General features: G+C 63.6%; 14 protein-coding genes. 12 read left to right on the top strand and 2 right to left on the bottom strand.

All coding sequences use genetic code 11. The features are described 5' to 3' along the window. The 9 genes from ACZO3G_RS13395 to ACZO3G_RS13355 all read left to right on the top strand — a co-directional run. The coding region (locus tag ACZO3G_RS13395) for a hypothetical protein (protein WP_486847335.1) at positions 1-543 on the top strand (543 nt) is incomplete at its 5' end. A gap of 52 nt (positions 544-595) precedes the next feature. Then, on the top strand, positions 596-1,780 hold the full coding sequence (gene metK / locus ACZO3G_RS13390; protein WP_101549320.1) for a methionine adenosyltransferase: 1,185 nt from the start codon (positions 596-598) through the stop codon (positions 1,778-1,780). Positions 1,781-1,840: 60 nt separating this feature from the next. Then, entirely contained in the window at positions 1,841-2,170 is a 330-nt protein-coding gene (locus tag ACZO3G_RS13385) for a hypothetical protein (RefSeq protein ID WP_101549321.1), read from the top strand. Positions 2,171-2,257: 87 nt separating this feature from the next. Beyond that, positions 2,258-4,480 carry an SF1B family DNA helicase RecD2 gene (recD2, locus tag ACZO3G_RS13380; protein ID WP_276873119.1) on the top strand — a complete coding sequence of 741 codons (2,223 nt, stop codon included), beginning with the start codon at positions 2,258-2,260 and terminating at the stop codon, positions 4,478-4,480. Continuing rightward, positions 4,473-5,201: a ComF family protein gene (locus ACZO3G_RS13375; RefSeq protein WP_486847334.1), complete on the top strand. Its 729-nt coding sequence runs from the start codon at positions 4,473-4,475 to the stop codon at positions 5,199-5,201. Before recD2 ends, ACZO3G_RS13375 begins: the two co-directional genes overlap by 8 nt. Positions 5,202-5,272: 71 nt before the next feature. Then, positions 5,273-6,289 carry a rod shape-determining protein gene (locus tag ACZO3G_RS13370; protein ID WP_101549326.1) on the top strand — a complete coding sequence of 339 codons (1,017 nt, stop codon included), beginning with the start codon at positions 5,273-5,275 and terminating at the stop codon, positions 6,287-6,289. A gap of 72 nt (positions 6,290-6,361) precedes the next feature. After that, positions 6,362-6,544, top strand: coding sequence for a spore coat protein (locus tag ACZO3G_RS13365; RefSeq protein WP_101549328.1), 183 nt, complete (start codon positions 6,362-6,364; stop codon positions 6,542-6,544). An 8-nt stretch (positions 6,545-6,552) separates the two neighbouring features. Beyond that, positions 6,553-6,816, top strand: coding sequence for a spore coat protein (locus ACZO3G_RS13360; protein WP_101549330.1), 264 nt, complete (start codon positions 6,553-6,555; stop codon positions 6,814-6,816). A gap of 141 nt (positions 6,817-6,957) precedes the next feature. Continuing rightward, a complete protein-coding gene (locus ACZO3G_RS13355; protein ID WP_306576066.1) occupies positions 6,958-7,164 on the top strand; it encodes a YlcI/YnfO family protein in 207 nt (68 codons plus the stop codon). A gap of 431 nt (positions 7,165-7,595) precedes the next feature. Here ACZO3G_RS13355 and ACZO3G_RS13350 read toward each other — a convergent pair whose 3' ends face one another. Together ACZO3G_RS13350 and ACZO3G_RS13345 are read right to left on the bottom strand one after the other, a co-directional pair. Continuing rightward, positions 7,596-8,489, bottom strand: a complete 894-nt coding sequence (locus ACZO3G_RS13350; protein WP_121586946.1) for a mechanosensitive ion channel family protein — start codon at positions 8,487-8,489, stop codon at positions 7,596-7,598. An 11-nt stretch (positions 8,490-8,500) separates the two neighbouring features. Beyond that, complete coding sequence (locus tag ACZO3G_RS13345) at positions 8,501-9,352, bottom strand: AraC family transcriptional regulator (protein ID WP_101549337.1); 852 nt, start codon at positions 9,350-9,352, stop codon at positions 8,501-8,503. 210 nt (positions 9,353-9,562) lie between these two features. Here ACZO3G_RS13345 and ACZO3G_RS13340 point away from each other — a divergent pair, with 210 nt between their 5' ends. The 3 genes from ACZO3G_RS13340 to ACZO3G_RS13330 form a co-directional block, all read left to right on the top strand. Further along, complete coding sequence (locus tag ACZO3G_RS13340; RefSeq protein WP_276873132.1) at positions 9,563-10,843, top strand: galactokinase; 1,281 nt, start codon at positions 9,563-9,565, stop codon at positions 10,841-10,843. Positions 10,844-10,901: 58 nt separating this feature from the next. Continuing rightward, positions 10,902-11,876: a galactose-1-phosphate uridylyltransferase gene (galT, locus tag ACZO3G_RS13335; RefSeq protein WP_276873133.1), complete on the top strand. Its 975-nt coding sequence runs from the start codon at positions 10,902-10,904 to the stop codon at positions 11,874-11,876. Between the two features lie 228 nt (positions 11,877-12,104). Beyond that, the coding region (locus ACZO3G_RS13330) for an OadG family transporter subunit (protein WP_486847333.1) at positions 12,105-12,327 on the top strand (223 nt) is incomplete at its 3' end.

Genomic DNA, 12,327 nt, shown 5'->3' with positions numbered 1-12,327 from the left:
TTTTTCGCGCCCTACGGCAACCTGATCTACGCCGAGGGGTGGGAGCGCTATGAGGACCTCGGCCCGGACTCCCTCTTCCAGTTCTCGGTGCAGCAAAATTACCACATCTACATGTCCAAGATCGACTACGCCGAGCGGTACGGCCCCGAATGGGCGCGCGTCGACCCGCCGGTGGACGGGGAGGGCTTTGCGGCCTATCCCGCCGAGGAGGTCGAGGCCACGGCGCTCGCCTACTTCGGTGCGCCCGCCGACTACCTGCGTACCGCCTATTCCTACGACGCGCAGAAGAACGTCTACCAGATGCGGGGCGGCGGCCTCGGCGAGGAGTGGTGGCCGCGGGTGCTCTCCGCCGAACGGGAGGGGGACCTGCTGCGCATCTCCTACGAGGTGTGGACGGAGGGCTATGCCGTCCGGGACGGCGAGGGAAACGCGTCCGAGGCTTCCGGACAGAAGGTCTATTCCGCCGTCATGACGGTGGAGCTTTTGGACGGGGGCGGCTTCCAATACCGGTCGGTGCAGGTCCTGCCGGAGGAAGCGGCGTAAAATTTGTATATTGAAGCCCGGAGGGGCTGGACGAAAGGAAGTTCGATAGAAGATGGCCAAGTACCTTTTTACCTCGGAGTCAGTAACCGAGGGACATCCCGACAAGATCTGCGACCAGATTTCCGACGCGGTGCTCGACGCGATCATCGCGAAGGACCCGCAGGCGCGCGTGGCGTGCGAGACGGCGGTGACCACCGGCATGGTGCTCATCATGGGGGAGATCTCCACCAACTGCTATGTGGATATCCCCGCCGTGGCGCGCGACGTGATCAGGGGGATCGGCTACGACCGCGCGAAATTCGGCTTTGACTATGCGACCTGCGCAGTGCTGACGAGCATCGACGAGCAGTCGGGCGACATCGCGCTCGGCGTCGACGAGGCGCTCGAGCAGAAGCAGGGCGCGGGCGACGAGGCGGATTCGACCGGCGCGGGCGACCAGGGCATGATGTTCGGCTACGCGTCGGACGACACCCCCGAATTGATGCCGATGCCGATCTCGCTGGCCCACCGGCTGGCCAAGCGGCTCTCGGAGGTCCGCCACGACGGGACGCTCCCCTACCTGCGGCCGGACGGCAAGACGCAGGTGACGGTCGAATACGAGGACGACGCGCCGGTGCGCGTCGACGCGGTGGTCATCTCCAACCAGCATTCGCCCGACGTCTCCCTCGAGCAGATCCGCGCGGACGTGATCGCGGAGGTCATCGACAAGGTGATCCCCTCCGAGCTGATGGACGACCGCACAAAGATCTACGTGAACCCCACCGGCCGGTTCGTGATCGGCGGGCCGCAGGGCGATTCGGGGCTCACCGGCCGCAAGATCATCGTCGACACCTACGGCGGCTTCGGCCGGCACGGCGGCGGCGCCTTCTCGGGCAAGGACCCGACCAAGGTGGACCGCTCGGCGGCCTACGCCGCGCGCTGGGTGGCGAAGAACATTGTCGCCGCCAAGCTCGCCCGCCGCTGCGAGGTGCAGGTGGCCTACGCGATCGGCGTGGCGAACCCCGTGTCGGTCAACGTCAACACCTTCGGCACCGGCGCGGTGCCTGACGACCGGCTCGCCGAGGCGGTGACCAGGGTCTTCGACCTGCGCCCGGCGGCGATCATCCGCACTCTCGGCCTGCGCCGCCCGATCTACCGGCAGCTCGCCGCCTACGGCCACATGGGCCGCGAGGATTTGGGCGTCAGCTGGGAAAAAACAGACAAAACCGACGCGCTTTTGGCCGCCGTGAAGGAATAGGCCCCAAAACGCCTCACACAAAATCACCCCGGAACATAGGATGTTCCGAGGTGATTTTTCATGCTGCACATCCTGGGAATCGGCCTGCTGTCGGTCTTCGCCTGCATCGGGTTCATCCACGCGGCCGCGTGGCTCGCGGTGCGCCTGAGCCGGAAAGGCAACGGGGTTTACAAGGTCGTGCCGGTCGGCGGGGAAGGGAAAAATTCGGGCGACCAGATGTCCCTCTTCTACGCCTGCCTCCAGTGGGAATCCAACCCGAGCGGTCAAGTGCTTCTGCTTTACGACGCGGGCCTCGACGAGCGGGCGGCGCGCGACTGCGAGGAGCTCGCGCGCGGCGCGGGGGTGCGTTTCGTCCGCTCCCCGGAGGAGCTGGCGGGGCTCCTGCGCTAGGGGCCGCAGGCTCCCGGCGCGCTTGCGCTTTCCCGCGCGGACGGCTATAATGATAGCTGTAAATCTTCGCGCGGGGAGGGAAGGAACATGGAGCTTGGCGAACGCTACCGGCTGGAGGGCGGGGTGGAGACGGTCATCTTCCACAGCGAGCAGACGGGCTTTACGGTGCTCGAGCTTTCGGCCGACGGCGAGCTGGTCACCGTGGTCGGGGAGTTCGCGGGCATCGCCGTCGGCGAGACGCTCATCGTGGAGGGGGTGTACGCCACCCACCCGAAATACGGCCTCCAGCTCAAGGCGGACAAGTATGAGCGGCTGCTCCCGGCGACCGCCGCCGCCATCGCCTCCTATCTCTCCTCCGGCGCGATCAAGGGGATCGGCCCCAAGACCGCCGGGCGGCTGGTCGCGCGGTTTGGGGACGAGACGCTCACCGTGATCGAACAGAATCCGGCAAGGCTCACCGAGGTTTCCGGAATTTCGCCAAAAAAAGCGGAACAAATTTCCAATGAGTATCGAAAATTGTTTGGTATACGAACTGTAATGCTATATCTGGCGAAAATCGGCGTTCCCGCGCCCTTCGCGATCAAGGCGTGGAAGAAGTTCGGCCCCCAGGCGCAGGAGATCGTGTCGCAGAACCCCTATGTGCTCTGCTGCGAGGAGATCGGCGTGCCCTTCGAGACGGCGGACGCCGCGGCCGACGCGGCGGGGCTCGCGCCCGACAGCTTCGAGCGGATCGCCGCGGGCATCCTGCATGTGCTGCGCCACAACAGCATGAACAACGGACACACCTGTCTGCCCGAGCCGAAGCTGCTCGAGACGGCGGCGCGGCTCGTCCAGACGGACAGCTACCACGCCGCCGACGTGCTCGAGGAGCTTGTGGCGCGCGGGGAGCTGGTGCGGCTCGATGTAAAGGGGGAGCCCTTCCTCTACGTCCCCCGCTACTACGAGGCGGAGTGCTACATCGCCTCCAAGCTCGCCCTCATGCGCGACCAGCGGGGGGAGGGCCTCACCCCCGATCTCGAGGCTGCGATCTCCGCGCTCGAGCAAAAGCAGGAGATCACCTACGCGGCGCTCCAGCGGGAGGCGATCGTCACGGCGGTCACCTCCCCCCTCATGATCCTCACCGGCGGCCCCGGCACCGGCAAGACGACGGCGATCTCGGCGATCATCCGCCTGCTCGGGCAGATGGGGGAGAAGGTGGCGCTCGCCGCGCCGACCGGGCGCGCCGCCAAGCGGATGACCGAGCTGACCGGCGTGGAGGCCAGGACGGTCCACCGGCTGCTCGAGGTCGACTTCGACGACGGCTCGGGGGTCACCAAATTCAAGCGCGGGGAGAAGAACCCGCTGCCCTGCGAGGCGGTCATCATCGACGAGACCTCGATGATGGACACGCTCCTCTTCGAGTCGCTGCTGCGCGCCGTCAAGTTCTCCTGCCGGCTCATCCTCGTCGGCGACCCCGACCAGCTGCCGTCGGTCGGCGCGGGCAACATTCTGAGCGACCTCATCGCGAGCGGCAAGCTCCCCGTCGTGCACCTGTCGGAGATCTTCCGGCAGGCGGCCAAAAGCCTCATCGTCACCAACGCGCACGCGATCGTCTCGGGGGAGGACCCGCGGCTTGACGCGCGGGACAACGACTTCTTCTTCCTGCCCGAGCAGCAGTCGGCGCGCATCTGCGCGACCGCCGCCGATCTCTGCGCGCGGCGGCTGCCCAAGAGCTACGGCTTTTCGCCGATGTGGGACATCCAGGTGATCGCGCCGACAAGGGTGGGCGCGGCGGGCACCGGGGAGCTCAACCGGGTGCTCCAGCAGGCGCTCAACCCGCCCGACGAGCGCAAAAAGGAATTTTCCTCCGGCCCCCAGACGCTGCGCGAGGGGGACAAGGTCATGCAGGTGAAGAACAACTACGACCTCCTGTGGGAAAAGGAGGACGGCGAGGAGGGACTCGGCATCTTCAACGGCGACATCGGCGTGATCGAGCTCATCAACCGCCCCTCCTCGTCGATCATCGTGCGGTTCGACGAGGGCCGCCGCGCGGAGTACTCCTTCGACATGGCGGGCGAGCTCGAGCTCGCCTACGCGATCACCGTGCACAAGAGCCAGGGCAACGAGTACGACGCGGTCATCCTGCCGCTCGCGGAGGGACGCAGCCGCATGTATTACCGGAGCCTGCTCTATACGGCGGTCACCCGTGCGAAAAAGCTGCTCATCATCCTCGGCTCGGCCTCGGCGGTGCGCACGATGGTGCAGAGCCACAAGCGGATCCGCCGCTACGCCAACCTGCGGTTTTTGCTGGAGGAGGTGTGCGATGGCTAGCCTGTGGGAGCGCGCGCTCACCCTGCTCTTCCCGCACAAATGCTTCCTCTGCGGGCGGGTGCTCGCGGGGGAGGGGTGGCTCTGCGGGGAGTGCGGTCTGCCCGAGACGGCGGGGGAGGCCTGCCCCGGCTGCGGCAAGCGGCTGGACCGGTGCGTCTGCGAGGCGTCCGGCCCGGTCTGTGACGGCGTGTCCGCGGCGCTCTGGTATGAGGGCGGCGTGCGCCGGGGCATCCACCGGTACAAATACAGCGGGCGCAGCTATTACGCGCCCTTCCTCGCGGCGCTGATGGCAAAGCGGGTGCGCGGCGACTTTGGGGACGGGGCGTTCGACCTCGTCACCTGGGTGCCGCTGCACCGCAAAAAGCTCCGCCGGCGCGGGTTCTGCCAGACCGAGCTGCTGGCGCGGGAGCTTTCCCGGCGGCTGGGCGCGCCCGCCAAAGGCGGGCTCCTGGCCCATACGGGAAAGGGCGGCGCGCAGGCGCGACAGGAGGGCGCCGCCGCACGGGAGCGCAACGCGCGGGAGGCATTCTCCCTCTGCCGGGGCGCGGCGCTCAAGGGGGAGCGGGTGCTGCTCGTGGACGACGTGCTCACGACGGGCGCGACGGCCCGCCGATGCGCGGAGCTTCTCAAAAAGGCGGGCGCGGGGGAGGTCCGCCTCACCGTGGCGGCCACGACGCCCGCCGGGCAGAGGAAAATGGCGGCAAATGGCGGGCGGCGTTGAATTCTGCTGTAAATTGTTGTATAATGGTGCGGTAATGAATCGGGCGGGGCCCGTCAGGGGGACAAAATCGTATGAATTCAATCGACATCGGGATCGACCTGGGAACGGCGACGGTACTCGTCTATAACGGGGCGCACGGCATCGTGCTGCGGGAGCCCTCGGTCGTGGCGATCAACACCCGCACCGGGGACGTGCTCAGCGTGGGGGACGAGGCGCACGACATGCTGGGCAAGACGCCCGCGAAGATCACCGCCATCCGCCCGCTGGAGGACGGGGTCATCTCCGACTACAAGATGACCGAGGCGATGATCAAATACTTCATGAAAAAGGCCTGTCCCAACAATATGATGAAACCGCGGGTGGCGCTCTGCGTGCCCTCGCTCATCACTGGCGTGGAGGCGCAGGCGGCGGTCGACGCCGCCGTGCAGGCGGGCGCGCGCAGCGTCTACCTGATCGAGGAGCCGGTCGCGGCGGCGATCGGCGCGGGTATCGACATCTCGCGGCCGAACGGCAACCTCATCCTCGACATCGGCGGCGGCACGAGCGACATCGCGGTGCTCTCCCTCAACGGCATCGTCTGCAAAACGTCGATCAAGCTGGCGGGGGACAAGTTCAACGCCGCGATCATCAAATACATGCGTTCCCGCTACAACGTCCTGCTCGGCGAGCGGATGGCCGAGCGGGTCAAGATCGCGATCGCGAGCGTCGACCGCGACGCGGAGGACGCGTCCTATGAAGTGAAGGGCCGCCACCTTGCGACCGGACTGCCGACCAAGGTGCTGCTCACCCGGAAGGAACTCTATCCGGTGATGGTCGAGCTGGTGGACGAGATCCGCGCGGCGGTCCATTCGGTCGTCGAACGCACGCCGCCCGAGCTTGTCGGGGACATCTTCACCAACGGCATGGTCATGACCGGCGGCGGCGCGATGCTCCACGGCATGGATGTCTATATGTCCCGCGAGCTCAAGATGCCGGTTCGCCTCGCGGAAAACCCCGTCGAATGCGTCGCGGTCGGCACCGGGCTTTCCTTCCAGTATATCGACCAGCTCGTGGACGGGTTTGTGGCTTCCTCCACCCACCGCCACTGAGCGGCCAATCGTATATTTGCCTCCTTTGGTTGGAATACTTTAGGTATCCCAATTGAAGGAGGTTGTTTTTTTATGCCTTTGACGTCCAAAGAGCTTTCCGCCATCGAGGACCAGCTCGGCGTGGAACAGACGCTCGTCAAAAAGTTCGCGCTTTATGCCCAGATGACCACCGACCCGCAGCTCAAGACCCAGTTTGAACAGAACTCCGCGAAACACCAAAACCATTATGACCGGCTGCTCCAGCAGCTGGGTTAGGAGGGCGTATGAACCAGCAGAAACTGTTCGGCGACCGTGAAATGATGGAGGACGTGCTTTCGAGCCAGAAATTCGTCACCGAGGGCTACAACACCTTCGCGAACGAATGCGCGTCGCCAGCCGTTATGAGCGAGCTTATGAACATCCTCAATGAGGAACACCAGATTCAGCACGAGGTCTTCGACGAGATGGTCAAGCGCGGCTGGTACCAGACCGAGCCCGCCCCGCAGAAGAAGATCGACCAATGCAAGCAGCAGCACGCGCAGGGCTAAATGAAAACAAAACGAAGGAACGGACGCTGATCGGTGTCCGTTCCTTTTATATGGCCGTCCAGATAATGGGTCAGGCCTTCCGCTGGGCGGCCGTCCCTGCAAGACAATTTCAGGTGTAAAAATGAGGTGTAGAAAATACATATGGAAGGCCGTACAATAAGCATGGTGATTGCAATGTTCCAGATTACGAGGCCGGAGTATATCAGCAAAACCTTCAGGCTCCCTAAAGAACTGCTTCGGCAGATGGAAGAGACTGCTCAGCGGCAGGGAGTTTCCCTGAACAGCCTGGTGGTTCAGTGCTGTGATTACGCCCTGAGGAATCTGGAACGGGAAACGTCGCCCGAGTGAGAGCCGGAACCCTTCCGTCAGGAAAGGTCCTTGGGGAAACGGATGCAATAGACGACGGGAGGCTGACGGCAAGGGCCCCACAGGGCGAAGCCCTGCGGGGCCCTCAATGCCCGCGAGATGGGATGCAAGAGGTTCCTCTTGCAAAATGAGGTGTAGAATTTTTATTCGGGGGCGGCTATAATCGAATAGGTGATGGAAGTGTTTCAGATAACAAAACCGGAACATGTCAACAAGACGTTCCGTATTCCCAAAAAAATACTCCAGGAATTGGAGAAGATTGCGCAGGAGCAGGGGATATCATTGAACAGGCTGGTAATCCGCTGTTGCGAATATGCTTTGGGGGAACTGAAACAAGAATCATGACAAATGTATGCAGTCGGACAAAGAGGACCGCAGGGGCAATGCCCCTGCGGTCCTTTCCTTTAAATGAATCAGTTTTGCCCCCCCGTCCGGTGCAGATGAACGTCCATCTGGTTGTAGGGGATCGAGATGCCTTCCGCGTCAAACCGGCGCTTGACCTCCTCGAGCAGGTCAAAGTTGAGCGTCCAGTAGTCGGGTGTGTCCACCCATACGCGGCAGGCGATCTTGATCGCGGAGTCGCCGTGCTCGGACATGCGGACGACCGGCTCGGGATCCCGGTGCGCAAGGGGGTTGTCGCCGAGCGCGCCGCGGATGATCCGCTTGGCCTTCTCAAAATCGTCGCCGTAGCCGATCGAAAAGACGAGGTCGAGGCGGCGGGTCGGCTCATAGGTGAAGTTGACGATCTCCGCCTTGGCCACGTCGCCGTTGGGGATGTGCACGACCTTGTTGTCGAAGGTCTTCAGGATCGTGTAGTTGAGGCGGATCTCCTGGATGGTGCCCTCGTTGCCGTTGATGCGGACATAGTCGCCGAGCGCGAAGGGCTTGGTAAAGAGCACCGACATGCCGCCCGCGAGGTTCGCGAGGGAGTCCTTGACGGCCAGCGAGACCGCCAGGCCGAAGACGCCGAAGAGGGCGATGAGCGACCCGGCGGCGGAGGGGGCGAGCACGGTGACGACGATGATGCCGAGCACGATATAGAGCACCGCGCAGATGATTGAAACGATGAAATTATGCAGGGTGGGGTCGAGCTTGGAGCGCTTAAGCATTTTGCGGGAGAAGGAGCAGATCCAGCGCACAAGCAGGATGCCGGCCGCGAGGATGATGAGCGCCGTCAGCAGGCGGGGGGCGAAGTCGAGAAATTTGTGCCACAGGTAGTTCCACCGGGTGTCGGAGGGCATGCTGGTGAGGGCGTTCACCACCTCCTGGATTTCGGAGGCGGCGGAGGAGGTGTCGATGGTTTCCATGAGGGCTCCTTTCAATCCGCCTTCCCGGCGTGGGAGGCGGATTTTTTGATGTACGAGGAGGGGGATACGCCGGTGATCTTTTTAAACACGCGGGAGAAGTAGAGGGAGTCGTCATAGCCGACCGACGCGGCGACCGCCGAGACGGGCAGGGAGGAACGCTCGATCAGTTCCACCGCCTGGGAGATGCGGAACTTGGTCAGGTATTCGTTGGGGGAGGTGCCGATATGCCGCATGAACACCCGGTAGAGGTGGCTTCGGCTGATGCCGACCGAGGCGGCGATGTCGCTGACGTCGATCGAGCCTGAGTAGTTGTGCGCGATGAACCGGATGGCGCTCTCGACATATTCGAGCGAAAGTCCGGCGGCGGGCGCGGGCGCGCCCGGCTGCTCGGTGAGCAGCGCGAGGAAGAGGTAGAGCAGGCCGATGGCGCGCAGCTCGCTGGCAGGGGTGGTGCCGGAGGCGCGGTAGATGCCGGTGATGGCGCTCTCGATGGCGGCCGGGTCCTCAAAGCGGACGACCGGCTTTTCGCGGGTGAAGGGGGTCTGGGCCATCAGCAGCTTGGCCTCCGCGCCGTTGAAGCCCACCCAGCAGTATTCCCACGGGTCTGCGTCGTCCGCGCGGTAGGTCACGATGACCGAGGGGTAGACGATGAAAGTGTCGCCCGCGCCCACCTCATGGGTGACGCCGCCGGCGGTGTAGCTGCCGCGCCCGGAGATGACGTGGTGCACGAGAAAGTGGTCCCGCAGGCCGGGCCCCCAGGTGTGGGAGGGCTCGCACTGCTGCACGCCGGCGTTATAGATGGCGATGGGCAGGCTTTCGCGCGTTTTGGTCTTATAGGAGTGTTTGAAGATACCGTCTGCCATTGGAAGGCCCCCTTTATTTTGCGTCTTCTAATTAGTATAATCAAAAAGGCGATTTACTGCAACAATCGTCCATAAAAATGGGACTTTTTTGTGTTGAAATTCCGTACAATTTGCGTTAAGCTAAAATTACAGATATTGAGAGGGCCCCGCGCGCGGCGGGGCCCCATCGGAAACGGACCGGCGACACGACAAAACGATGGAGGAAATGGTATGAAGACACAGGAGATGCGATCCAGGATCACTTCCGGCGGGCTGGACCGGGCGTTCGACTATCTCTACAGCGAAAAGGCGCCGCTCCAGCGGGAACGCTATGAGGCCGCGGTGGGGGAGTTTGAAAAGCTCTTCGGCGCGGGCCGGGAGGTCGGGCTCTTCAGCGCCCCGGGGCGCACCGAGGTGGGCGGCAACCACACCGACCACCAGCAGGGACGGGTGCTGGCCGCGGGCGTCAACCTCGACGTGATCGCGGTGGCCGGCAGGAACGACGACAACGTCATCCGCATTCAGTCGGCGGGCTTCCCGATGGACACCATCGACCTCTCCGACGTGTCGGTGCGGGAGTGTGAAAAGAACACCGCCGCCTCCCTCATCCGCGGCGTGGCCGCCAAGTTTGCCGCCCTCGGCTACCGCATCGGCGGCTTCGACGCCTACACCACCTCCAGCGTGCTCAAGGGCTCCGGCCTCTCCTCGTCGGCCGCGTTCGAGACGATCGTCGGCACGATGCTCAACTGCCTCTACGCGGGCGGCGCGGCGACCCCGGTGCAGATCGCCCAGATCGGCCAGTACGCCGAAAACGCCTATTTCGGCAAGCCGAGCGGCCTCATGGACCAGATGGGCTGCTCGGTGGGCGGCTTCATCACGATCGACTTTCAAAACCCGGAGAAGCCCGTCGTTGAAAAGGTGGACTTCGACTTCGCCCATTCGGGCTACAAGCTCTGCGTCGTCGACACGGGCGGCAACCACGCCGACCTCACCGGCGACTACGCCGCCGCGCCGGTCGAGATGCGCGCGGTGGCGGAGGCGCTCGGCGGGAAGGTGCTGCGCGACGTCGCGCCGGAGACCTTCTACGCGGCGCTGCCCGCGCTGCGCGGCAAGTGCACCGACCGCGCCCTGCTGCGCGCCTTCCACTTCTACGCGGACAACGACCGGGTGCCCAGGCAGGTCGCCGCGCTCAGGGCGGGCGACTTTGAGGAATTCAAGCGCCTTGTGATCGAGAGCGGGCGCTCCTCCTACATGTACCTGCAAAACGTCTACACCTGCAAGAACCCCGACGAGCAGGGCCTCTCCCTCGCGCTCGCGATGAGCGAGCACCTGCTGGCCGGCCGCGGCGCGTGGCGCGTCCACGGCGGCGGCTTCGCCGGGACCATCCAGGCGTTCGTCCCCGAGGACCTGCTCGACGGCTACAAGGCCGCGATGGAGGCGGTGTTCGGCGCGAACCACTGCCATGTGCTCTCCATCCGCCCGGTCGGCGGAGTGGACCTCTGCGCCCTGTAAGGCGCACCCGGTTAACAGGAAACGACACACCGATCAGATACATACAGGAGGAATCAGAATGGCTGAATTAAGATGGCATCCCCTGACACAGGACTGGGTCATGATCGCTTCCCACCGGCAGGCGCGCCCGCAGATGCCCAAGGACTGGTGCCCCTTCTGCCCGGGCTCGGGCAAGGTGCCGGACCACTACGACGTGCTCGAATACGACAACGACTTCCCGGCGCTGAGCCAGACGCCCCCCGAGCCGGACGACGTGGCGACCGGCTTCTTCAAAACCGCGCCCGCCTACGGCAAATGCGAGGTCATCCTCTATTCGCCCGGGCACACGACGACGGTCCCCGAACTGTCGGACGACCATATGGCGAAGCTGGTCGACCTGTGGTGCGAGCGGTTTGAAAAGCTCTCGCAGGACGAAAAGATCAAATACGTCTTCATCTTTGAAAACCGCGGCGAGGCGGTGGGCGTCACGATGCCCCATCCGCACGGCCAGATCTACGGCTACTCCTTCGTGCCCAAGAAGCTCCAGCTCGAGCTCAAATCTTCGGGCGAATACTACGCCGAAAAGGGCAGATGCCTCTTCTGCGACATGCTCGCCGAGGAGCAAAAGTTCGGCCAGCGGGTAATCTTCCAGAACGAGCACTTTACCGTCTTCCTGCCCTTCTTCACCGAGTACCCCTACGGCGTGTACATCTTCGCCAACTCCCACAAGTCGAACCTCCTCGAGTTCACCCCCGGGGAGCGCCGTTCGCTTGCCGTCACCATCAAGCACACGGTCGGCATGCTCGACAGCCTCTTTGGCTACAAGTTCCCCTATATGATGTGTATGCACAACGCCCCGGTGAACGGCCCGGACGTGAAGGACAGCTACCACTTCCACATCGAATTTTTCCCGCCGATGCGCAGCGCGGACAAGGTCAAATTCAACGCCTCGAGCGAAACGGGCGCGTGGGCGCACTGCAACCCGACCCGTCCCGAGGAGACCGCCGCCGAGCTTCGCGAGGCGTACGGGCGGTATATGGACACCCTCAAATAAGCGCTTGTGGAGCTCCCACAAAGCGGCCGCCCGGGAGGACGGCCGCTTTGTCTTTTTGGGCGGGGGAGATGGATTTTTCATGAAATGTTTGTTAAAATTTTTTCAAAATTGCGGCGTAAAGGCGTTGCAAATACCCGCAAGATATAGTATACTTAGTTCTGGTTTCGATTTTTTGTAGAAACCAATTTCCTGTATCATTTTACCAAATATATAGCAAGGAGAATGGGCATGAATATTGATTTTACCCTTGCGGGCGCAGTCATCATCACGGGTCTGGTGGTCGTCTTTGTGGCGCTGATCGGTCTTTCGCTGATCGTCTGGCTGATCGGAAAGCTCTTCGTCTCCACCGGCCTGGGCTCGCCGAAGAAACCGGCGCAGCCCGCCGCGGCCCCCAAGCCCGCCGCACCGGCGGCACCCAAGGCGGCCCCGCAGCAGGCGGCGGGCTTGGGGG

The organism is Anaerotruncus sp., from assembly GCF_057433415.1.
The sequence above is the reverse complement of the archived record's forward strand: the minus strand, read 5'-3'. Positions and strand labels throughout refer to the sequence as shown.

Coding starts and splice junctions, on each gene's coding strand:
- ACZO3G_RS13355 (WP_306576066.1), top strand. CDS start 6,958: ATGGAAGGCCGTACAATAAGCATGGTGATTGCAATGTTCCAGATTACG.
- ACZO3G_RS13385 (WP_101549321.1), top strand. CDS start 1,841: ATGCTGCACATCCTGGGAATCGGCCTGCTGTCGGTCTTCGCCTGCATC.
- ACZO3G_RS13340 (WP_276873132.1), top strand. CDS start 9,563: ATGAAGACACAGGAGATGCGATCCAGGATCACTTCCGGCGGGCTGGAC.
- ACZO3G_RS13375 (WP_486847334.1), top strand. CDS start 4,473: ATGGCTAGCCTGTGGGAGCGCGCGCTCACCCTGCTCTTCCCGCACAAA.
- galT (WP_276873133.1), top strand. CDS start 10,902: ATGGCTGAATTAAGATGGCATCCCCTGACACAGGACTGGGTCATGATC.
- ACZO3G_RS13370 (WP_101549326.1), top strand. CDS start 5,273: ATGAATTCAATCGACATCGGGATCGACCTGGGAACGGCGACGGTACTC.
- ACZO3G_RS13360 (WP_101549330.1), top strand. CDS start 6,553: ATGAACCAGCAGAAACTGTTCGGCGACCGTGAAATGATGGAGGACGTG.
- ACZO3G_RS13365 (WP_101549328.1), top strand. CDS start 6,362: ATGCCTTTGACGTCCAAAGAGCTTTCCGCCATCGAGGACCAGCTCGGC.
- metK (WP_101549320.1), top strand. CDS start 596: ATGGCCAAGTACCTTTTTACCTCGGAGTCAGTAACCGAGGGACATCCC.
- ACZO3G_RS13345 (WP_101549337.1), bottom strand. CDS start 9,352: ATGGCAGACGGTATCTTCAAACACTCCTATAAGACCAAAACGCGCGAA.
- recD2 (WP_276873119.1), top strand. CDS start 2,258: ATGGAGCTTGGCGAACGCTACCGGCTGGAGGGCGGGGTGGAGACGGTC.
- ACZO3G_RS13350 (WP_121586946.1), bottom strand. CDS start 8,489: ATGGAAACCATCGACACCTCCTCCGCCGCCTCCGAAATCCAGGAGGTG.